The following is a 20,155-nucleotide window of genomic DNA, read 5'->3' as shown; positions in this document are numbered from 1 at the left end:
AGGTTGTTCCGATGCCTGAGGTTAACAGCTCGCCGCGAAAGTTAACAGCCCCACCGGGCCTTTTTGAAACCGTCTCTTACAACGTCGGGCCAGCTGCGTACTGCGGCAGCACGACCGCGAAGCGCTTCAGCGCGGGCGACTGGCGCGGCGCGTGCCGCGCGTTGAACGAGTCGGATAGCGGCCGGCCGCAATGGGTGACGGCCGGCGGCCGTGTACTGCCCGGCCTGGTGAAATGGCGCGCCGAAGAGCGCGCAATCTGCGAGCGTGACCTATGACAACCACGAAAACTCACGAGACGCGCCGCACGCTGTCCGAGGACGTCTTCTACCCGGACCACGAGCCGCGCACCGAGTCGTCGACCTTCCGCGTGAGCAAGCGCGCGATGAAAAAAGGGGCGCACCTACGCGCGGTGCAACGGAGCGCGCCCGGCTGCCGCCGACGGGCGTGATTTCCCTCGGAAGCGGGCCATGACGATACCGAGCCAGCCGGTTTCACATGGCCGTCATTCCTATACCCGCTCCGCTATCCGCTGCGGCTCGAGCGACGCCGCGCCGCCGCCGTCGGAGCCTGCATCGTCGCGCGGGTCGTCGAGCTGGCCTTCCCACTTCGCGACCACGGCGGCGGCAATCGAGTTGCCGACCGCATTGGTCGCCGAGCGGCCCATGTCGAGGAACATGTCGACCCCCATGATCAGCAGCAGGCCTGCCTCCGGCAGGTTGAACTGGTTGAGCGTCGCCGCAATCACGACGAGCGACGCCCGCGGCACGCCGGCCATGCCCTTCGACGTCAGCATCAGCAGAAGCAGCATCGTGATTTGCGTGCCGAGCGGCAGATCGATGCCGTATACCTGCGCGATGAACAGTACGGCGAACGTGCAGTACATCATCGAGCCGTCGAGGTTGAACGAATAGCCGATCGGCAACACGAAGCTCGAAATCTTGCGGTTCACGCCGAAACGGTCGAGCGCGTCGAGCAGCTTCGGATACGCGGCTTCCGAACTCGCGGTCGCGAACGACAACAGGAACGGTTCGCGGATCAGGCGGATCAGCGAGAACGTACGCTTTCCGAGGAACACGAGGCCCGCGAGCGTCAGCACGCCCCACAGCAGCGCGAGTGCGAGATAGAAGCTGCCCATGAACTTCGCGAACGTGAGCAGGATGCTGAGTCCTTCCGTCGTGATCGTCGATGCGAGCGCCGCGAACACCGCGACGGGCGCGAACCACATGACCGCGCCGGTGACCTTCAACATCACTTGCGCGAGATCCTCGATCACGCCGGTCAGGCGCTTGCCTGCGTCGCCGAGCGCGGACAGCGCGGTGCCGAAGAAGATCGAGAACACGACGATCTGCAGGATCTCGTTGTTCGCCATCGCCTCGGCGATCGACTTCGGCACCAGGTGGATCACGAAGTCTTTCAGCGTGAACGAGCCGGTCTTCAGGTTGAGGGCGGCATCGGTGGCGGGCAGCGGCAGGCTCAGATGGCTGCCGGGCTGCAATACCGTCGCGGCCAGCAGGCCGAGCAGCAGCGACGTGAACGACGCGATGAAGAACCAGCCGAGCGCCTTCACGCCGACCCGGCCGACCGCACCGGTATCGCCCATGTGCGCGATGCCGACCGTCAGCGTCGCGAACACCAGCGGCGCGATGATCATCTTGATGAGACGCAGGAACACGTCGGACAGCAGCGATACGTAGCCGGCGATTTCCTTCGCGACGTGCGGATCCGGGAATGCGCTATGGCAGCCATAACCGACGGCGATGCCGAGGATCATCGCGATCACGATGTACGAGGTGATGTTGCGTCTTTTCTTCATGAGGAGTCCAAATTGCACGGCGGGTGTTGCAAATGACGGCGCGGTCGCCGGCGCGCAAGCAGTGGACCTGGTACCTGGGCTGTTCGCGCGCCTTCCGGTACGGCGCGCACCAGGCAATTCTTGCTGGATGCGCTTGACAGGGCGCGATCGCTCGATACAAGAGGCGATATGTTACTCCAATTGGCCGGATTGCTTTCGAAATTGAAAGAGTTGAGACATCGTCGCCCGCGAGAAGCGGACGCCGCGCTCGTCCGACGGGTTACGTCGCGTGGATGGGCGACGGCAGCGCCGAGGCCTTCGTTTCGGCAGTTTACGGCGCAAGCCGAATGCGTTCCGGCAGAATCGGCGGCATGTGCGGTAGCGCGCCTGCCTATCGCCAGATCATCTCTGCGCATGGCATTCGGTTATCTCGGAGCGGGCGGCGCAGCTTCCGCAGCAGCCCAGGCGAGCCACCCAACTTTTCTTTGCTCCCGCGGGCGAGCGATCGGCGCTTGCGTGCCGGACTTGGGCCTACCGGAGCGGCCGCCGCGGCGTCCCAATCCTTGGAATCGATCGCCGTATTTCGGGATTGCGCCGCACTCGTGCAGATTGCGCGTAGCGCCTTTTGATCGGCGGCGTGATGCCGGACATCTTGCGAATGCGCGTCGTGACGCCGGGTGGCCAACGGACTTTCTTGCTTTCGACGTCGGGAGAAGGGGGAAGCTCGCGCTGCCTGAATCCGGACTCAAACGCGATCGAGGCACGTGCGCCTGCGACGATGCGACGATGCGACGATGCGACGATGCGACGATGCGACGATGCGACGATGCGACGATGCGACGATGCGACGATGCGCGTTGGCGACGCCAGAAGCCGCGCCGAGTTCGAATCGCCTCGACCGCAGCGGCCGGAAATCCGCGCATCGGCGGCGGTCGCGATGCGAGATCGAATGCGCATTGCCTGTCTGCGACAGCCGCACGTCTACCGATCCGAATCGCTGTCGCAATGCGCGGACCACTCGCGCGCGAGCATCGCGAAGATCACGTCGTCGACCCACTCGCCGCGCAGATAGTAGCTTTCGACGTGATGCGCCTCTTGTCGGAAGCCAAGCGCCTGAAATAGCGCCATGCTTGCGATGTTGCGAGGATCGACGGACGCGACGAGTCTGCGATGCCCCCATTGTCGAAAAGCGAGATCGATGCAAGCCGTCATGACTTCGCGTGCGTACCCTTTGCGCTGGTGCGCGGGACTCAGCGAGATGCCGAATTCGACCGGCTCCGTGTCGGTTGCGGGAAAACGTATGCCGAGGTCGCCGATCAATTCGCGCGTCGGCTTGCTGCGAATCGCGAGTTGGCACCACGCGCCGGCCTCGCCGAATGCGATGTCCGACTGACGTGCGATGAAATCGCGGGAATCCACGACGCTGGCAGGACGCCAGCCCTGATATCTCCAGACTTCGGGATTGCCGTGATAGTCGAACAGACCTTCGGCATCGCGTTGATCGAGCGTGTCGAGGAGCAATCGCGCCGTTTCGATCGCGGCGCTCGTTTTTCGTGTCATTCGATATTCCTTCTGGGTGGACTTTGTGGGACGCCGTCGACAGGTGCGGCGGTACTGCAGGGCAGTGTCTTCAGCGGTCGAATATGTCGCTTGATGTTCGAGCGGCAGTTGCCGCGCGTGTACGCGATCATGGTGACCGGCCGTCGAATCCATCGGGTTGCCGAGCGAAATGGGGTTCGATTGCGCGGACATCCTTCGCATGCCCTGTCATGATCTGCGGTCGAACCAACGCGTTCTGCGTGATGCGCGTCGATCATCGCGGACGTTGCGGATCTCGATCGGCGGAGGCCGGTGCAGTGGGCGTGCGCGGTCGGGATCGTCCGCACTTCGGAAGCGAGAAGGCGGTCTGTTGTCCAAGACGCCCGCTGTCGAGGCCGGAACGACGGCGGTCAAACTCGGATTGACGCGAGCCAAGAAGCAGCGTGACGAACCGGCCGTATGCCGGGTTCCGCGAGCGCGATCCCGATGCGGCAGGCATTCCGCGACGCAATGCGCATCGATTGCGCCGCGCGTGTTCGCACGCGCTCGGCCCAGCGCAGCAGTTCCATCGCCGTGCTTCATCGAGCGTGCGTTGCCCGTCGTCATCCGATCTCGTCCACTTGCTGCTCGATCCAGCCGGGCCCCGGCAGCGGCTCGACGTCCAGCGGATCGATCGATTCCCCGCATTCGGAGCACACCATCACCGAATGCATCACGTGCCCGCACGTTCGGTGTCGCAGCACGACGGGCGGGCCGTTGCCGTCGTCCTTCCACCGATCGCCCCACGCGGTGAGCGCGAGCAGCACCGGATAGAGATCGCGGCCTTTCTGCGACAGACGGTACTCGAAGCGCGGCGGCCGGTCCTGATACGCGCATTTCGTGAAGATCCCTTCGTCGACGAGCCGCGCGAGCCGCTCCGCGAGCACGTGGCGCGTGAGCCCCAGTTGCGTCTGGAACGCTTCGAAGCGGCGATGGCCGAGAAATGCGTTGCGCAGGATCAGCATCGTCCAGCGATCGCCGAGCACGGCGAGCGTGCGTGCGACCGAACACGGCATCGAGCCGATGTCGTCCCATTTCATGATCGTTTTCCGTGAAAACAGGGGAAGTGCGTTCGATTATAGAACGCACGCTCGAAACGGCCACGTCGCTCACGTGTTGACAGCCGGTGAACGCGTGCCAATAATGGGCGTCATCGTAAGTTCTTTTTTAGAACTAATAGGCGCGACGCGCCGCGTTCCTTACCACTGCGAGGAGTATGTCGATGAATCCGTGGTCCATGTCCGGTCTCGAACTGCTGCGCGCTGCAGCGGCGGGTGAAGTGCCCGCAGCGTCGATTGCCGAAACGATCCCGATGCGGTCCGAGAGCGTCGAGCTCGGTTACGTGAAGATGACCGCGCGCGCCGACGGACGCCATTTGAATCCGCTCGGCGGCGTGCACGGCGGCTTCGCCGCGACGGTGCTCGATTCCGTCACGGGCTGCGCGGTGCATACGATGCTCGATCCGGGCGTCGGCTACGGCACCGTCGATCTGCACGTGAAGATGTTGCGCCCGGTGCCGCGTGATGTTGATCTCGTCGCAGAGGGGCGCGTGATCCATCTGTCGAAAAGCCTCGGCGTCGCCGAAGGAACCCTGAAGACGCCGGACGATAAAGTGGTCGCGCACGCGTCGGCGACGTGCTTCATCCAGCGGCCGGCGTGAGCGGCGTATCGGTGACCGGCGCTCGGCGTCAGACATCGGGCGAGCAGCGAGCCACCGCGAATGTGTGCCGAATGCGAGTGCATCGCCGGCGCGCCGACGCCGCGAGCGACGCTACAGCGACGCTTGACACGCGCGTTCTGAAGCAATCGTTTCGATGTGTTAGCTTCGGGTCTTTGCATCCGAAGCGACAGGAACCCCAGCATGGAATACCGCACACTCGGCAATTCAGGCGTCGAAGTCAGCTTGATCGGTCTCGGCACGATGACCTGGGGCGAGCAGAACACCGAAAGCGACGCGCACGCGCAGCTCGATTACGCGATCGATCGGGGCGTTACGCTGATCGACACCGCCGAGATGTATCCGGTGCCGCCGAAGGCTGAGACGCAGGGTCGCACCGAAGCGTATCTCGGCACCTGGCTCGCGAAGCGCCCGACGCTGCGCGACAAGCTGACGATCGCGACGAAGATCGCCGGCCCCGCGCGCCAGCCGCACAATCCCACGCACATCCGCGGTGCGGGCAACCAGTTCGATCGCAAGAACCTGACCGCGGCGCTCGACGGCAGCCTGAAGCGCCTGCGCACCGACTACGTCGACCTGTATCAGTTGCACTGGCCGGACCGCAGCACGACGACGTTCGGCCGCCCTGCGTATCCGTGGATCGACGATCCGTACACGGTGCCGATCGAAGAGACGCTCGCCGTTCTCGGCGACTTCGTGAAGGCGGGCAAGGTGCGGCATGTCGGTGTGTCGAACGAGACGCCCTGGGGCATCGCGCAATTCCTGCGGGCGGCCGAGAAGCTCGGCCTGCCGCGCATCGTCAGCATCCAGAACCCGTATAGCCTGCTGAATCGCACGTTCGAGAACGGCTTGTCGGAGTTCAGCCATCGCGAGCGCATCGGGCTGCTCGCGTACTCGCCGCTCGCGTTCGGCTGGCTGTCCGGCAAGTACGAAGAGCTCGCGCGTCCCGCCGGCGCGCGCATCACGCTGTTCGAGCGCTTCCAGCGCTACAGCAGGCCCCACGCGGTGCAGGCGACGTCGCGCTACGTCGCGCTCGCGAAGCGGCATGGCCTGTCGCCCGCGCAGCTTGCGCTCGCATTCGTCAACAGCCGCCCGTTCGTGACGAGCAACCTGATCGGCGCGACGTCGCTCGAGCAACTGCGCGAGAACATCGCGAGCGTCGACGTGAAGCTGCCGCCAGAGATCCTCGCCGAAATCGACGCGCTTCACGAGCGGCAGCCGAATCCCGCGCCGTAACGGCTGCCGCGAAGCGGTCCGGCCGACGCGTCGCGCGTCGCCGGGCCTTGTCCCGCTGGGCGTGCGGCGTCCGCTGCCGCATATGCCCTGATCGGAGAATCGCGCGCCGCGTGCGATAATCCCGCCTTTCCGTTATCGGTCCGGTTCGTCCGAACCGGGCGTTTGATTCCGCATCCGAAATCGAGGCGTTGACGCGCTGCCATCCGCCGCGGCGTGCCGCGATGCGGCATACGTCCGTTTCCGACGTTTCGCATCGATGCGCAACAACGCTCAATCACACGCATTTACGGCGACCAGCATGAACAGTTCCCGTTCCTACACCCCCCATCCGGCGCTTGGCCTCGCGACGTTCGTCCTGTTGGCCGTCGTGGGCCTCTTCTATGTGAAATGGTTTCCGTACTATCACAAGGCGTTCGTCGCGGCCGAGCATCATTCGATCGGCCAGTCGATCCTGATGGGCGCGGCGGCGCGCGCGCCCGAGCCGTCGCTGCAGGCGGCGCTCGACTATGCGTGGGCGTATGGCAAGGCGATCTGGCAGGCGATGGTGCTCGGCCTTCTGCTCGGCTCGGCGGTGCAGGCGCTCCTGCCCGCGCATTGGGTCGCGCGCGCGCTTGGCGGCACGGGCTTCGGCAGCGTCGCGGCAGGGGGGCTGCTCGCGCTGCCCGGCATGATGTGCACGTGCTGCGCGGCGCCCGTCGTCGCGGGTCTGCGCGAGCGCGACGCGTCGCCGGGCGGCGCGGTCGCGTTCTGGCTCGGCAACACGGTGCTCAATCCCGCCGCACTCGTGTTCATGGGCTTCGTGCTCGGCTGGCACTGGAGCGCGCTGCGGCTCGTGCTCGGCGTCGCGATGGTGTTCGGCGTCGGCTATCTGCTCAACCGTCTCGCGGGGGAGCAGACGCGCGTCGTCGACGATGCGCTGCGCGCGAAGCTCGTCGCCGAGCAGGCGGCGGCCGGCAACGCGTTCGCGCGCTGGATGAAGATCTTCGCGCGCATGACAGTGCGCCTCGTGCCCGAATATCTGGTGCTCGTCCTGCTGCTCGGCGCCGCGCGCGCGTGGCTGTTCCCGCATATCGGACCGGACATCGGCAACGGGATCGGCTGGATCGTCGCGTTCGCGATTGCGGGCATGCTGTTCGTGATTCCGACCGCGGGCGAGGTGCCGATCATCCAGGCGATGCTGTCTCTCGGCATGGGCGTCGGGCCGGCGGGCGCGCTGCTGATGACGCTGCCGCCCGTCAGCGTGCCGTCGCTCGCGATGCTCGCGCGCTCGTTCAAGCCGGCGACGCTTGCGCTCGTCGCTGCGCTCGTTGTCGCGTTCGGGGTGGTCGGCGGGTTGGCTGCGGTCGCGCTCGGGTTCTGAGGGCGGCGAATCCGGAGGCGATGATCGGTCGGGAAAATTCGATTAGCGCGCTCGGTCGACACGCTTCGGCCACGGTGCACCTGTGGCGTGGCCGGGCTGGATCTCGCGATCGGCGGCCGGAGATCGGCAGTCGCGGCGATTGGCGATCTCCATTCGGACACGATCGGCGGCGACTGACGGCAACCGCACGGCGATTCCAGCACGACGGATTCGACCGCATTGCCGACGCGCCGGCCGTCCGCGCGCACGTAATCAGGCCGGTCTCGGAAGCGAGGCCGGCCGTCATTTTCAGAAGCAGAAGCGATCAGGAAAACGCATGACGAAACACAAGGTACATCCCCGCCTCGAACAGGCGCTGACGCGCGGCGATCTCGCGATTCGCCAGGCCAACTCCACACGAGCGACCGCCGTGCTGAACGCGCTCGGCAAGATGATCGTCGAGGCGTCGGCGACGATCGGCGTCGACGCGAGCATCGACATTCCGCAGGGCGAGCGCGTCTACGATCCGGTCAACGGACTCTGGCCGCAGAAGATGCTCGTGTCGTTCGACGGCCCCGTCGGGGATGCCGATCCGGAGGAATTGCGCACCGTGTATCTGCTCGCCGACGATCCGGGCACGGTGTTTCGCGTCGAATGGCACCGCGCGGACGGCAAGCTCGGCCGGCAGGAGGGCGGGCCGCTCGCGACCGTCGCGTTCCTGACCGACGTCGAGATGCCTTGGAGCGACGACGACGAGTGATCGTCGAGCTCGCGGCCGCGCGGCGCGTGGCCCGCGGCGCGGCCGAAAGGCCGCATGCTCGGCATTCGGCTCGCGCGCGCCCGGGCGTCGCGAGCCGGCCGGGCAGGCCGGTTTCATCAGCGCATCATCCGCCGCCTGAACAGGCGCGCGCAAACGAAGAATCCACCCACCGCGTATGCGGCGAGGATCGCGACGTGGATCGCGACGTCGGGCGCCGGACGGCCGAGCATCGCCGGGCGGATCAAATCGACCGCATTCGCGAGCGGCAGCGCGTGCGCGACGTGCCGCGCGAACTCGGGCAACTGCGTGAGCGGGAAGAACACGCCGGACAAGAGCAGCATCGGCGTCAGCGCGAGCGTCTGATAGAACATGAAGAAATCGTAGGACGGCGCGAGCGCGGTGACGATCATCGCGAGGCTCGCGAACGCGAGACCGGCGAGCGCGATTACCGGCAGGGCAATCAGCATCGACGGAAACTTCGCATAGCCGAGCATGCCGGCGACGAGCATGATCGCCGCGCCCGACAGCATCGCCTTGCTCGCGGCCCAGACGATCTCGCCGAGCACGATGTCGCCGAGCGACAGCGGCGTGTGCATGATCGCTTCCCAGGTGCGCTGCACGTGCATCCGCGAGAAGCCCGAGTACATCGATTCGAAGCTCGCCGACATCATCACGCTCGAGCCGACCGTCCCGGCCGCAAGGAACGCGATGTACGACACGCCTTCGACGTGCCCGACCATTAACCCGAGACCGAGCCCGAGGCCGAACAGGTAGATCATCGGATCGGCGAGATTGCCGAACATCGATGCGATCGCGAGTTTTTGCCAGACGAGGTAGTTGCGCCGCCAGACGGCGATCCAGTTGGTCGCGTTCGCGGGCAGCGCGAGCGCGAACGCGGATTCGCGCTCGCGAAGCGCGACGGCCGGCTGCGACGTGTAGTGGCGAGTGTCCATTGTTTCAGTCCTGCATCTCGCGGCCGGTCAGCCGCAGGAATACGTCTTCGAGATTCGCGGGGCGGTGCAGATAGCGCAGGCCCGTGCGGCCTTTCAGGCGCGCGTTGATCGGCTCCGGATCGTCGACGTAGCAAAAGAGCGTTTCACCGCTGATCTCGGTGCGCGCCGCGAGCGGCGCGAGCTCGTCGCGCAATTGCACGGGATCGGGCCCGTAGATTTCGATCACGTCGCAGCCGATCTCCGTTTCGATCAACGCGCGCGGCGCGCCTTCCGCGATCTTGCAGCCTTCCTCGATCACGCACAGGCGGTGGCACAGGCGCTCCGCCTCTTCCATGAAGTGCGTGGTCAGCAGAATCGTCTTGCCGCGCGCGAGGAGCGAGCGCAGTCGTTCCCACATCAGATGCCGGGCCTGCGGATCGAGGCCCGTCGTCGGCTCGTCGAGCACGAGCACGTCGGGATCGTTGACGAGCGCGCGCGCCAGTGTGAGCCGCCGCTTCATCCCGCCCGACAGCTCGCTCACCCGCGCGTCGGCCTTGTTCTCGAGCTTCGCGAACTCGAGCAGCGATGGCACGAGCGAGCGCGCCTCGCGTGCGGCGAGCCCGAAGTAGCGGGCGAATACCACCAGGTTCTCGCGGACGGTGAAGTCGGGATCGAGGTTGTCGAACTGCGGCACCACGCCGACGCGACGCCGCGCATGCCGCGCGCGAGACGGCACGGGTTCGCCGCACAGGCTGATCGAGCCTGCGTCCGGATACGTGATGCCGAGCAGCATCTTGAGCGTCGTGGTCTTGCCGGCGCCATTCGGGCCGAGCAGGCCGAAGCATTCGCCGGGCTGCACGTGAAAAGACAAGCCGTTGACGACGAGCTTGCCGTCGTAGTGTTTCTCGACTGCCTGAAAATCGATCGGTGCGACGGACATGGGCAAGTGAATATCGATTGGAATCGTGCAATACGAACGGGCCATTCTAGTGCATCGATCGCATCGCTTCAGCGCGCTTGCCTTGTCACAGCGCACATTGCTCGGCTTCGTGCATCGCATCATCGCGCGTTCGCGGTGCGGGGCGAATCAGCGTTTTCCAGCGCTTGCATCTGGAATTGCGGCGCAGCATGATGGGTTCGTGCGCTGGTCGCGCATTAGGGAGGCCAAGATGGCTAGCTATAAAAAGATTCTGCTGTGCTACGACGGCACGCTTGAGGGCCGCAAGGCATTGAGATGCGGCGCCGATCTGGCGCTCGAACTGAAAGCCGAAACACACTTGCTGTCGGTCGTCGACATGCGCTCGAGCATCGCGCAAAGCGCCGGCTTGCTGACCGACGTCGCGTGCAGCCGCTTCGAGGAAACCGCACGCGAGATCTTGCAAGAGGGTGTCGACTGGCTGACCGAGCATGGCGTGCAGGCGCAGGGGCATTTCGCGTTCGGCTACCCGATCGACGAGATCGCGAATCTCGCGACGAAGCTCAACGTCGATCTCGTCGTGGTCGGCCATCGCTGCCGCAGCGGTTTGTCGCGGTGGTGGATGGGGTCGGGCAACACGCAACTGCTCGATCGCGTGTCGTGCAGCATTCTGGTCGCGTGCTCGTCGCCGGCGGAGCAGAAGGCTGAAAGCGCGAAGGACGCAACGGCGGCGACGGCCGGACGCTGACTACGCCACCGACACACATCGGCGCATGGCGCTACGGAGCGTATATCGACCGCGCGGGGGCGCGGCCGATATTTGTCGCTTCGCTTGATCGCCGATGTCCACCATCGGGTCATTTCGCCATCGGTTAATCGGGTGACGAATCGAACCGGTTCCAGCCGATTTGCCAAGCAGCAAGGCTGACTGGTTCCGGCGGTTCGTTTCGTATCGTTTGAAATGACCGCTGAATCGCCGCCGTTTCCGCACGCATGCGCCGGGCCCGGCATTCACGCTTGCTTTACGCGGCGTGCGGCCGACGGGCCGATTCAAATTCACTCGTCGTGCAAATTGACTGCCGACAATTTCCAACCGAAGAGTCCGCTGCGGCGAAAGATCGCGGCATAGCGCGCGCTGCCGTCGTCGCGGCGATACGTGACGACGAATTCGTCGAAGCGCCGGTAGGCAGCGCTCGTCTGCGGTGACGTGCCGGATGGCGAACTCGCGGCGGCGGACGGCGTACCGGATACGGGCAACGGCGCGGCTTGCGCCGCCGTTTTGCTTGCGGCAGGCGTCGCGTCGCTTGACGCGGCAACTGAATTGCCTGGGCTACCCGCCGACGCGCTCGCTGCAGACGCGACCGGCGCTGCCTGGCTCGCCGCTTGATCGGCGGGTCGATTCAACTCGGGCGGCCGTTGTCCGGATTGCGTGCGCGGCGGCAAGCCGTTCATCAGCGCGGCGATGCCGTCGGGCGTCGCGTAAGCATCGACGAGCGGGCCGACAAGCGCCGAGCCGATCAGCGCGCCGATGATTGCGAGCGGATTGTCGCGCTTTTGCGCGTCGATGCGCCGCATCAATTCGTCGGTGAGCTGCTGCTTCAGGCTGATCCGCAAAGCGGGGAAATCGACGTAGGTGCTGATCGCCTGCGCATCGCGCGCATCGATCGCCTGCTTCATCTGCCTGAGCGCGAGATAGGGCGACGCATACGCATAGACGATCGCCACCGCGGCGACGACAAGCGCGACGACGATCGAAACCGGCTTCAGGAATCGCCTTTGCGGGCGCACGGCAGAATTCAAACGGCCTCCTCGACGAGACGGACGAACGGGCTCCGAAGATCAGAGACCTTGTTGCGTCAGTAAATGTTCCTCGGCGATGCAGCGATCGATCATCCGGCAGATCGCATCGACCGTGCCGACCATGATGAAGCGCGACGGCCCGTGATAGACACGAACCGGCGCGCGCCGCTCGGGTTCCGCGTGATGGAGCGAACCGTTCAGCGACACGCGCGCGAATGCCGGCAGTGCGGACGGCAGCAGCGACGTCTGCGCGTCGCCCTTGCTGCGCAGCTGGGCGGCGACGAGTGGCGCACACGGCGTGCGTCCGCGCAGATGGCGCAGGCGGCCGAATTGGCGGAAGGGCAGCAAGCGGGCGAGGCGTTCCATAGGGTTCTCCAGATCCAGTCGAATGGCGGGAAAGACGGGCGGTGCCGCGGGCGGGCTGCGTGGCGGTCAGAATTCGCCCGGGCGGATCAGCCCGACGGCGACGCCTTCGAGCGCGAATTCCGCGCTGCCGGCCTTCACGAAGATGTTCTCGTAATCGGGGTTCTCGGCGATCAGCTCGACGCCGCCGGGCCGGCGCATCAGGCGCTTGACCGTGACGTCGTCGCCGAGCCGCGCGACGATGATCTGGCCGTTCTTCGCCTCGGTCCGCTTCTGCACGGCGAGCAGATCGCCGTCGAGGATGCCGGCGTCGCGCATCGACAGGCCGCGCACCTTCAGCAGGTAGTCGGGCTTGCTCGAGAAGAGCGCGGGATCGCATGCGTAGTGCTGCGAGATGTGCTCCTGCGCGAGGATCGGGCTACCGGCCGCGACGCGGCCGACGAGCGGCAGCGACAGTTGCATCAGCGCCGCGTGCGGCAGCGTCAACTGGTGCGGCGAATCTTCGACGCCGATCAGGCGAATGCCGCGCGACGCGCCCGCCGCCAGCTCGATTACGCCCTTGCGCGCGAGCGCCCGCAAGTGCTCCTCGGCTGCGTTCGGCGAGCTGAAGCCGAGCTCGGCGGCGATTTCCGCGCGAGTGGGCGGAAAGCCGTCGCGCTCGATCGCGCGACGAATCAAGTCGAATACTTGCTGCTGACGGGCGGTGAGTTTGATCATGACATGACTGTATGGATAGACAGTGAGCTGTATTTTTATACAGTATCCGGGGAAATTCAAGCGTTACTTGAAATTCGGCGCTATCACGGCGATTCCGCCGCGATCCGGCTGCGTCACAGCGCCGCTTCGGCCGCGATAGCCATCGATCGGGCAATCGTTACCACTTTTGAGTATTAAAAAATGAGGAACGATTATTTTTAATGATGAAACCTGTTCGTTAGACTGGCTCAACATCACAAACAACGACCCCTACGGAGAACAACGGATGGTCAAGCGCAACACGGGGCTGGCGGGCGGCATACGTCGTCTCATCGCATCACTCGCGCTCGGCGCGACGGCGGCGCTCGGCGCGCTCACGCCGGCGCTCGCGGACACGACGTTCCTGAACGTCTCGTACGATCCGACGCGCGAGCTCTATCAGGACGTCAATCAGGCGTTCGGCAAGGAATGGAAGGCGAAGACGGGCGAAACGGTGAACTTCAAGCAGTCGCACGGCGGCTCGGGCGCGCAGGCGCGCTCGGTGCTCGACGGCCTTCAGGCCGACGTCGTGACGCTCGCGCTCGCGTACGACATCGACGCGCTCGCGAACAAGGGCCTCGTCAACAGGGATTGGCAGAAGCGCTTGCCGGACAACGCGTCGCCGTACACGTCGACGATCGTGTTTCTCGTGCGCAAGGGCAATCCGAAGGGAATCAAGGACTGGGACGACCTCACGAAGCCGGGCGTGTCGATCGTCACGCCTAACCCGAAGACGTCGGGCGGCGCGCGCTGGAACTACCTCGCCGCCTGGGCGTACGCGCAGCACAAGCCGGGCGGCGATGCGCAGACGGCGAAGGATTTCGTCTCGAAGCTGTACAAGAACGCGGGCGTGCTCGATTCGGGCGCGCGCGGCGCGACGACGAGCTTCGTGCAGCGCGGGATCGGCGACGTGCTGATCGCGTGGGAGAACGAGGCGTTCCTGTCGATCAAGGAATTCGGCGCCGACAAGTTCGAGATCGTCGTGCCGTCGGCGAGCATTCTCGCGGAGCCGCCCGTCGCGGTCGTCGACAAGGTGGTCGACAAGAAGGGCACGCGCAGGCTCGCGGACGCGTACCTGAACTTCCTGTACAGCAAGGAAGGGCAGGAGATCGCCGCGCGCAACTACTACCGGCCGCGCTCGAAGGACGTGCCGGCCACGCTCACGAAGCAGTTCCCGAAGCTGAAGCTGTATACGGTCGACGACACGTTCGGCGGCTGGACCCATGCGCAGAAGACGCATTTCGCCGACGGCGGCGTGTTCGATTCGATCTACAAGCCGCAATGAGCGACGGCGGGCGGCGCGCCGCGATCGGCGCGCCGTTCCGCGATACAACGACATCGGGCTGACGGACGCGGCGGCATCGCGCGTCCGTCAAGCCGTTGAACCCATGTGCATCACCCTGGAAGAGCATTCCGCATGACGACGTTCACCTTCCGCAAGCCGAGCGCGCTGCCCGGATTCGGCGTGACGCTCGGCATCACGCTGGCCTATCTGAGCCTCGTGGTGCTGATTCCGCTCGCCGCCACTTTTCTGAAGACGGCGACGCTCACCTGGGATCAGTTCGTCGCGGCGACGACGTCGCCGCGCGTGCTCGCGTCGTACCGGCTGACGTTCTCGGCCGCGTTGGGCGGCGCGCTCGTCAACGCGGTGTTCGGCTTTCTCGTCGCATGGGTGCTCGTGCGCTACGCGTTTCCGCTCAAGCGGCTCGTCGACGCGATCGTCGATTTGCCGTTCGCGCTGCCGACGTCGGTCGCGGGCATCTCGCTCGCGGCCGTCTACGCACAGAACGGCTGGATCGGCAGCTATCTCGCGCCGCTCGGCATCAAGATCGCGTTCACGCCGTTCGGCGTGCTCGTCGCGCTGACGTTCATCGGCCTGCCGTTCGTCGTGCGCACCGTGCAGCCGGTGCTCGAGGACTTCGAGCGCGAGCAGGAGGAAGCGGCCGCGTGCCTCGGCGCGTCGCGCTGGCTCACGTTCCGGCGCGTCGTGCTGCCCGCCGTGACGCCCGCGCTCCTAACGGGCTTCGCGCTCGCATTCGCGCGCGCGCTCGGCGAATACGGCTCGGTGATCTTCATCGCAGGCAACGTGCCGATGAAGTCGGAGATCACGTCGCTCCTCATCATCACGAAGCTCGAGCAGTACGACTATGCGGGCGCGACGGCGCTCGCCGTCGTGATGCTCGTCGTGTCGTTCGTGATGCTGCTCCTCATCAACACGCTGCAGTGGTATCTGCAGCGCCGCACGAGCCGCGGCGCAAGCGGCCCGGCGCCGGCGGCGCACGCGGCGACGGCCCTCGGAGGCGCGCGATGAGCCACGACGTCGTTCAGACCCGCGCCGCCGCCGCGCCCGTCGATCCGCGCCGCGCCGCCGCCGCCGACGCGAATGCGCGCGCCCGCCGCCTCGACCCCGTCAGCGAGCCGCGCGCGGTGCGCTGGCTGCTCACGGGCACGGCGCTCGTGTTTCTCGCGCTCTTTCTCGTTGTGCCGCTCGCCGCCGTGTTCTTCGAGGCGCTACGCAAGGGCTTCGATTTCTATCTCGAATCGCTCGCCGATCCGGATGCGTGGTCGGCGATCAAGCTGACGCTGATCGTCGCCGCGATCGCGGTGCCGCTCAATCTCGTGTTCGGCGTGTGCGCGTCGTGGGCGATCGCGAAGTTCGAATTCAAGGGCCGTGCGCTCCTGACGACGCTCATCGACTTGCCGTTCTCGGTGTCGCCCGTGATCTCGGGCCTCGTCTACGTGCTGCTGTTCGGTGCGCAGGGCTGGCTCGGGCCCTGGCTGCAGGCGCACGACGTGCAGATCATCTTCGCGGTGCCGGGCATCGTGCTCGCGACGATCTTCGTCACGTTCCCGTTCGTCGCGCGCGAGCTGATCCCGCTGATGCAGGCGCAGGGCTCCGACGAGGAGGAGGCCGCGCGCGTGCTCGGCGCGTCCGGCTGGCAGATCTTCCGCCGCGTGACGCTGCCGAACGTGAAGTGGGGTCTGCTGTACGGCGTGATCCTCTGCAACGCGCGCGCGATGGGCGAGTTCGGCGCGGTGTCGGTGGTGTCCGGCCACATCCGCGGCCAGACCGACACGATGCCGCTGCACGTCGAGATTCTCTACAACGAGTACAACTTCGCGGCCGCGTTCGCGGTGGCGTCGGTGCTCGCGCTCCTCGCGCTCGTCACGCTCGCGCTCAAGCTCTTCGCCGAGCGGCGGCTGTCCGCCGCACTCGCGGACGGCCGCGACGCCGCGCCCGCCGCGCATCCGAGCGCCGCCGTCACTTCGTCGATTTCGTAAAGAGGCAAACCAGATGGGCATCACCGTTCGTAACCTGCACAAGCGTTTCGGCGACTTCACCGCGCTCGACGACGTCACGCTCGACTTTCCCGCGGGCGAGCTCGTCGCGCTCCTCGGGCCGTCCGGCTGCGGCAAGACGACGCTCTTGCGCGTGATCGCGGGCCTCGAGCACGCGGATTCGGGGCAGGTCGTGCTGCAAGGGCTCGACGTCGCGTCGGTCGGCGCGCGCGAGCGGCAGGTCGGCTTCGTGTTCCAGCACTACGCGCTGTTCCGGCACATGACGGTGTTCGAGAACGTCGCGTTCGGGCTGCGCGTGAAGCCGCGCCGCGAGCGGCCGAGCGAGGCCGCGATCCGCGAGAAGGTGCACGAATTGCTGTCGCTCGTGCAGCTCGACTGGCTTGCGCAGCGCTATCCATCCGAGCTATCGGGCGGCCAGCGGCAACGGATCGCGCTTGCGCGCGCGCTCGCCGTCGAGCCGAAGGTGCTGCTGCTCGACGAGCCGTTCGGCGCGCTCGACGCGAAGGTGCGCAAGGAACTGCGTAGCTGGCTGCGCCGGCTGCACGACGACTTGCATATCTCGACGATCTTCGTCACGCACGATCAGGAAGAGGCGCTCGAAGTGGCCGACCGGATCGTCGTGCTCGATCACGGCCGCGTCGAGCAGGTCGGCAGCCCGCAGGACGTCTACGACCATCCGCAAAGCGCGTTCGTCTACGAGTTCCTCGGCGCGGCGAACCGGCTCGACGGCACTGTGAGCGGCAAGGGCTTCGTCGCGCACGGTGCGGCCGGGGCGATCGCCGTCGACGCGGATTTTGCGGGCCCGGCGCGCGCATATGTGCGGCCGCACGATCTTGAGCTCGTCGCGCCTAACGCGCGCGCGGACGGCATCACGGCCGACGTGCGGCGCGTCGTGCCGCTCGGCGGCTCGGTGCGCGTCGAACTCGCCGCGCGCGCGGGCGGCGTGCTCGAAGCGGAGCTCGATCGCAACGCATGGCGCGCGCTCGCGCTCGACGTCGGCGACGCGCTGACGGCCGTTCCGCGCGCGGTGCGCGTGTTCCCGGCGCGCTGAGCGCCCGCGCGCGGATCGATCACGGACGATTTCAAACCAACAAAGACACCGCCTGAGAGGCTACCCATGAACTTTCAACAATTGCGCTTCGTGCGCGAGGCCGTGCGGCAGAACATGAACCTGACGGAAGTCGCGAACGTGCTGTATACGTCGCAGTCGGGGGTTTCGAAGCAGATCAAGGATCTGGAGGATGAGCTCGGCGTCGACATCTTCATCCGCCGCGGCAAGCGTCTCACGGGCCTCACGGAGCCCGGCAAGGCCGTCCATCAGCTGATCGAGCGGATGCTGCTCGACGCGGAGAACCTGCGCCGCGTCGCGCGCCAGTACGCGGACCAGGATAGCGGCCACCTCGTCGTCGCGACGACCCACACGCAGGCGCGCTACGCGCTGCCGAAGGTGATCCGCCAGTTCACCGACGTCTATCCGAAGGTGCATCTCGCGCTGCGCCAGGGCAGCCCGCAGCAGATCGCGCAGATGATCCTGAGCGGCGAGGCGGACATCGGCATCTCGACCGAGGCGCTCGACCGCTATCCGGACATCGTCACGTTCCCGTGCTATTCGTGGCATCACGTCGTCGTCGTGCCGAAGGATCATCCGCTCGTCGGCCGCGAGAGCGTGACGCTCGACGACATCGCCGAGTATCCGATCATCACGTACGACCAGGATTTCACCGGCCGCTCGCACATCGACCAGGCGTTCGCGAACGCGGGCGCGGTGCCGGACGTCGTGTTGACGGCGATCGACGCGGACGTGATCAAGACCTACGTCGAGCTCGGGATGGGGATCGGCGTCGTCGCCGCGATGGCGTACGATGCGCAGCGCGACACAGAGCTCGTCGCGCTCGACACACAGCACCTGTTCGAGGCGAGCACGACGCGCGTCGGGTTGCGCCGCGGCGCGTTCCTGCGCGCGTACGCGTACCGGCTGATCGAGATGTTCGCGCCGCATCTGTCCGAAGGCGAGATCGCCGGGCAATTGCGGGAAGCGGCCTGAGCCTGGGGCGGGCGCGGGCGGTTGCGGCGGCGATTCGCGCCGTGCGATGTCGTCGCGCTGCGCCGCTCCGCCGCCCGACTTCTCGATTTCCCGACCGCCATGTCCCGATCGCGCACCGCCGGATCGAGGCCCTTGGCCTTCGCGCTGGCCGCGCGCCCGGCCAGCGCAAGTCGAGCACAAGTGAAACGCGTCGTCGCTACCGGCCATTTGACGGATGCCGTCATCGAGCCGCCAGCGCAAACGCGCTCATTCGATGCTCCGATTCCTACCTCAACCGCGCTGCGGCCCGCCCGTCACATGGCCGCCACCGCCGCGCCGCCTGTCGTTTTCTGTCCGCACGTTCTCCGAACAAACCCTTAAACGTCCGAATCGGCGTTGCGTAATACGAAGAAAAAGCTGACGATAGGCGCTCCCGATATGAAGAAAAAGGACCGGGATGCGCAGTTTGCGCGGCCAACCGTACGCAGGCAGTCTCTTCCGACGTATTCCCTTCGTGGCGCAGAGGTTCGAAACGCCCCAGTCGGTTTGGTTTGCGCAAACGTTTGCTCGTCGCCAAAACGACACTCGGTCCGTCCGGGACAACAACCACTGCCAGGAGAGTCGCATGGATGTCAGCCTCCGCCGCCGCGTGCTAGCCGCCGCGGCCGTTTGCGTCGCCGTCGCCGCTGCCGGGCCGTTCTCGGTCGCACGGGCCGAGACCGCGCACAAGCCGAAGGTCGCCCTCGTGATGAAGTCGCTTGCGAACGAGTTCTTCCTCACGATGGAAAACGGCGCGAAGGAGTATCAGAAACACAACGCGAGCCAGTTCGATCTCATCACGAACGGCATCAAGGACGAAACCGACACCGCGAGCCAGATCCGCATCGTCGAGCAGATGATCGTGTCGAAGGTCGACGCGATCGTGCTCGCGCCCGCCGATTCGAAGGCGCTCGTGCCCGTCGTGAAGAAGGCCGTCGACGCGGGGATCATCGTCGTCAACATCGACAACCGGCTCGATCCGGACGTGCTCAAGTCGAAGAGCCTGAACGTGCCGTTCGTCGGCCCGGACAACCGCAAGGGCGCGCGGATGGTCGGCGACTATCTGGCGAAGCGGCTGAAGGCGGGCGACGCGGTCGGCATCGTCGAGGGCGTGCCGACGACGACCAACGCGCAGCAGCGCACCGCGGGCTTCCAGGATGCGATGAAGGCGGGCGGCGCGAAGGTCGTGTCGGTCCAGTCGGGCGAATGGGAGATCGACAAGGGCAATGCGGCCGCGTCCGCGATGCTCAACGAATATCCGAACCTGAAGGCGCTCCTGTGCGGCAACGACAACATGGCGATCGGCGCCGTGTCCGCGGTGCGCGCGGCGGGCCGCCAGGGCAAGGTGTACGTCGTCGGCTACGACAACATCAACGCGATCAAGCCGATGCTGAAGGACGGCCGCGTGCTCGCGACCGCCGACCAGTACGCGGCGAAGCAGGCCGTGTTCGGCATCGATACGGCGTTGAAGGCGCTCGCCGAGCACCGCAAGCAGGCCGACATGACGGGCGTCGTCGCGACCCCGGTCGACCTCGTGACGAAGCCGTAACCCGGTGCGGCGGCGTCCGGCGCGCCGCTCAAGATCGCCGCGAGGCGGCCGTTATCACGTCGGAGCGTGATTCAGGCCGCCTCGCGTCCTCGTCCGCGCGGCTGCGCGGATCGCG

Annotated in this window: 21 protein-coding genes; 13 read left to right on the top strand and 8 right to left on the bottom strand. The window is 66.1% G+C overall.

The features are described 5' to 3' along the window. Nucleotides 1-275: glycoside hydrolase family protein (locus WS69_RS30420; RefSeq protein ID WP_442854891.1), on the top strand; the 275-nt coding region annotated here is incomplete at its 5' end. Between the two features lie 233 nt (nucleotides 276-508). On the opposite strand, the gene WS69_RS07475 is transcribed toward WS69_RS30420, so the two are convergent. The 3 genes from WS69_RS07475 to WS69_RS07460 all read right to left on the bottom strand — a co-directional run bounded on the left by WS69_RS07475 (nucleotide 509) and on the right by WS69_RS07460 (nucleotide 4,410). Continuing rightward, nucleotides 509-1,813 carry a dicarboxylate/amino acid:cation symporter gene (locus WS69_RS07475; RefSeq protein ID WP_059470152.1) on the bottom strand — a complete coding sequence of 435 codons (1,305 nt, stop codon included), beginning with the start codon at nucleotides 1,811-1,813 and terminating at the stop codon, nucleotides 509-511. Nucleotides 1,814-2,773: 960 nt separating this feature from the next. Then, nucleotides 2,774-3,505, bottom strand: a complete 732-nt coding sequence (locus WS69_RS07465) for a GNAT family N-acetyltransferase (RefSeq protein WP_231747089.1) — start codon at nucleotides 3,503-3,505, stop codon at nucleotides 2,774-2,776. Between the two features lie 428 nt (nucleotides 3,506-3,933). Next, entirely contained in the window at nucleotides 3,934-4,410 is a 477-nt protein-coding gene (locus WS69_RS07460; RefSeq protein WP_059470149.1) for a winged helix-turn-helix transcriptional regulator, read from the bottom strand. A 182-nt stretch (nucleotides 4,411-4,592) separates the two neighbouring features. Between WS69_RS07460 and WS69_RS07455 the strand changes: the two genes are divergently transcribed. The 4 genes from WS69_RS07455 to WS69_RS07440 all read left to right on the top strand — a co-directional run bounded on the left by WS69_RS07455 (nucleotide 4,593) and on the right by WS69_RS07440 (nucleotide 8,383). After that, a complete protein-coding gene (locus WS69_RS07455) occupies nucleotides 4,593-5,030 on the top strand; it encodes a PaaI family thioesterase (protein ID WP_059470170.1) in 438 nt (145 codons plus the stop codon). A gap of 201 nt (nucleotides 5,031-5,231) precedes the next feature. Then, nucleotides 5,232-6,284, top strand: coding sequence for an NADP(H)-dependent aldo-keto reductase (locus WS69_RS07450; protein ID WP_059470148.1), 1,053 nt, complete (start codon nucleotides 5,232-5,234; stop codon nucleotides 6,282-6,284). Between the two features lie 298 nt (nucleotides 6,285-6,582). After that, a complete protein-coding gene (locus WS69_RS07445; RefSeq protein ID WP_059470147.1) occupies nucleotides 6,583-7,644 on the top strand; it encodes a permease in 1,062 nt (353 codons plus the stop codon). 316 nt (nucleotides 7,645-7,960) lie between these two features. Further along, complete coding sequence (locus WS69_RS07440; protein ID WP_059470146.1) at nucleotides 7,961-8,383, top strand: hypothetical protein; 423 nt, start codon at nucleotides 7,961-7,963, stop codon at nucleotides 8,381-8,383. A gap of 116 nt (nucleotides 8,384-8,499) precedes the next feature. Here the strand turns inward: WS69_RS07440 and WS69_RS07435 are convergent, their stop codons facing one another. Together WS69_RS07435 and nodI are read right to left on the bottom strand one after the other, a co-directional pair. Next, complete coding sequence (locus WS69_RS07435; protein ID WP_059470145.1) at nucleotides 8,500-9,336, bottom strand: ABC transporter permease; 837 nt, start codon at nucleotides 9,334-9,336, stop codon at nucleotides 8,500-8,502. Nucleotides 9,337-9,340: 4 nt separating this feature from the next. Next, nucleotides 9,341-10,300 (bottom strand): nodulation factor ABC transporter ATP-binding protein NodI, encoded by a 960-nt coding sequence (gene nodI, locus WS69_RS07430; RefSeq protein WP_269434736.1) that lies wholly within the window; start codon nucleotides 10,298-10,300, stop codon nucleotides 9,341-9,343. 184 nt (nucleotides 10,301-10,484) lie between these two features. Here nodI and WS69_RS07425 point away from each other — a divergent pair, with 184 nt between their 5' ends. After that, nucleotides 10,485-10,979: a universal stress protein gene (locus WS69_RS07425; protein WP_059470143.1), complete on the top strand. Its 495-nt coding sequence runs from the start codon at nucleotides 10,485-10,487 to the stop codon at nucleotides 10,977-10,979. 308 nt (nucleotides 10,980-11,287) lie between these two features. Here WS69_RS07425 and WS69_RS07420 read toward each other — a convergent pair whose 3' ends face one another. The 3 genes from WS69_RS07420 to lexA all read right to left on the bottom strand — a co-directional run bounded on the left by WS69_RS07420 (nucleotide 11,288) and on the right by lexA (nucleotide 13,111). After that, complete coding sequence (locus WS69_RS07420; RefSeq protein WP_059470142.1) at nucleotides 11,288-12,031, bottom strand: DUF2939 domain-containing protein; 744 nt, start codon at nucleotides 12,029-12,031, stop codon at nucleotides 11,288-11,290. Nucleotides 12,032-12,070: 39 nt separating this feature from the next. Beyond that, nucleotides 12,071-12,397: a hypothetical protein gene (locus WS69_RS07415; protein WP_059470141.1), complete on the bottom strand. Its 327-nt coding sequence runs from the start codon at nucleotides 12,395-12,397 to the stop codon at nucleotides 12,071-12,073. A gap of 66 nt (nucleotides 12,398-12,463) precedes the next feature. Further along, nucleotides 12,464-13,111, bottom strand: coding sequence for a transcriptional repressor LexA (gene lexA / locus WS69_RS07410; RefSeq protein WP_059470140.1), 648 nt, complete (start codon nucleotides 13,109-13,111; stop codon nucleotides 12,464-12,466). 3 nt (nucleotides 13,112-13,114) lie between these two features. Between lexA and WS69_RS34040 the strand changes: the two genes are divergently transcribed. The 7 genes from WS69_RS34040 to WS69_RS07375 all read left to right on the top strand — a co-directional run bounded on the left by WS69_RS34040 (nucleotide 13,115) and on the right by WS69_RS07375 (nucleotide 20,040). Continuing rightward, nucleotides 13,115-13,288, top strand: a complete 174-nt coding sequence (locus WS69_RS34040) for a hypothetical protein (protein WP_059470139.1) — start codon at nucleotides 13,115-13,117, stop codon at nucleotides 13,286-13,288. A gap of 88 nt (nucleotides 13,289-13,376) precedes the next feature. Continuing rightward, nucleotides 13,377-14,414, top strand: coding sequence for a sulfate ABC transporter substrate-binding protein (locus WS69_RS07400; RefSeq protein ID WP_059470138.1), 1,038 nt, complete (start codon nucleotides 13,377-13,379; stop codon nucleotides 14,412-14,414). A gap of 132 nt (nucleotides 14,415-14,546) precedes the next feature. After that, nucleotides 14,547-15,440 (top strand): sulfate ABC transporter permease subunit CysT, encoded by an 894-nt coding sequence (gene cysT, locus WS69_RS07395; protein ID WP_059470137.1) that lies wholly within the window; start codon nucleotides 14,547-14,549, stop codon nucleotides 15,438-15,440. Further along, the gene (gene cysW, locus WS69_RS07390) at nucleotides 15,437-16,411 is read left to right on the top strand and encodes a sulfate ABC transporter permease subunit CysW (RefSeq protein ID WP_059470169.1); all 975 of its coding nucleotides are present in this window, start codon (nucleotides 15,437-15,439) and stop codon (nucleotides 16,409-16,411) included. Before cysT ends, cysW begins: the two co-directional genes overlap by 4 nt. A gap of 13 nt (nucleotides 16,412-16,424) precedes the next feature. Beyond that, on the top strand, nucleotides 16,425-17,480 hold the full coding sequence (locus tag WS69_RS07385; protein WP_059470136.1) for a sulfate/molybdate ABC transporter ATP-binding protein: 1,056 nt from the start codon (nucleotides 16,425-16,427) through the stop codon (nucleotides 17,478-17,480). A gap of 66 nt (nucleotides 17,481-17,546) precedes the next feature. Further along, nucleotides 17,547-18,473, top strand: coding sequence for a CysB family HTH-type transcriptional regulator (locus WS69_RS07380; RefSeq protein ID WP_059470135.1), 927 nt, complete (start codon nucleotides 17,547-17,549; stop codon nucleotides 18,471-18,473). 604 nt (nucleotides 18,474-19,077) lie between these two features. Continuing rightward, nucleotides 19,078-20,040, top strand: a complete 963-nt coding sequence (locus WS69_RS07375) for a sugar ABC transporter substrate-binding protein (RefSeq protein ID WP_059470134.1) — start codon at nucleotides 19,078-19,080, stop codon at nucleotides 20,038-20,040. Nucleotides 20,041-20,155 lie beyond the last annotated feature (115 nt).

The organism is Burkholderia sp. BDU5, from assembly GCF_001522845.1.
Lineage (GTDB): Bacteria > Pseudomonadota > Gammaproteobacteria > Burkholderiales > Burkholderiaceae > Burkholderia > Burkholderia mayonis.
This window is presented reverse-complemented; position numbering and strand designations above follow the sequence as displayed.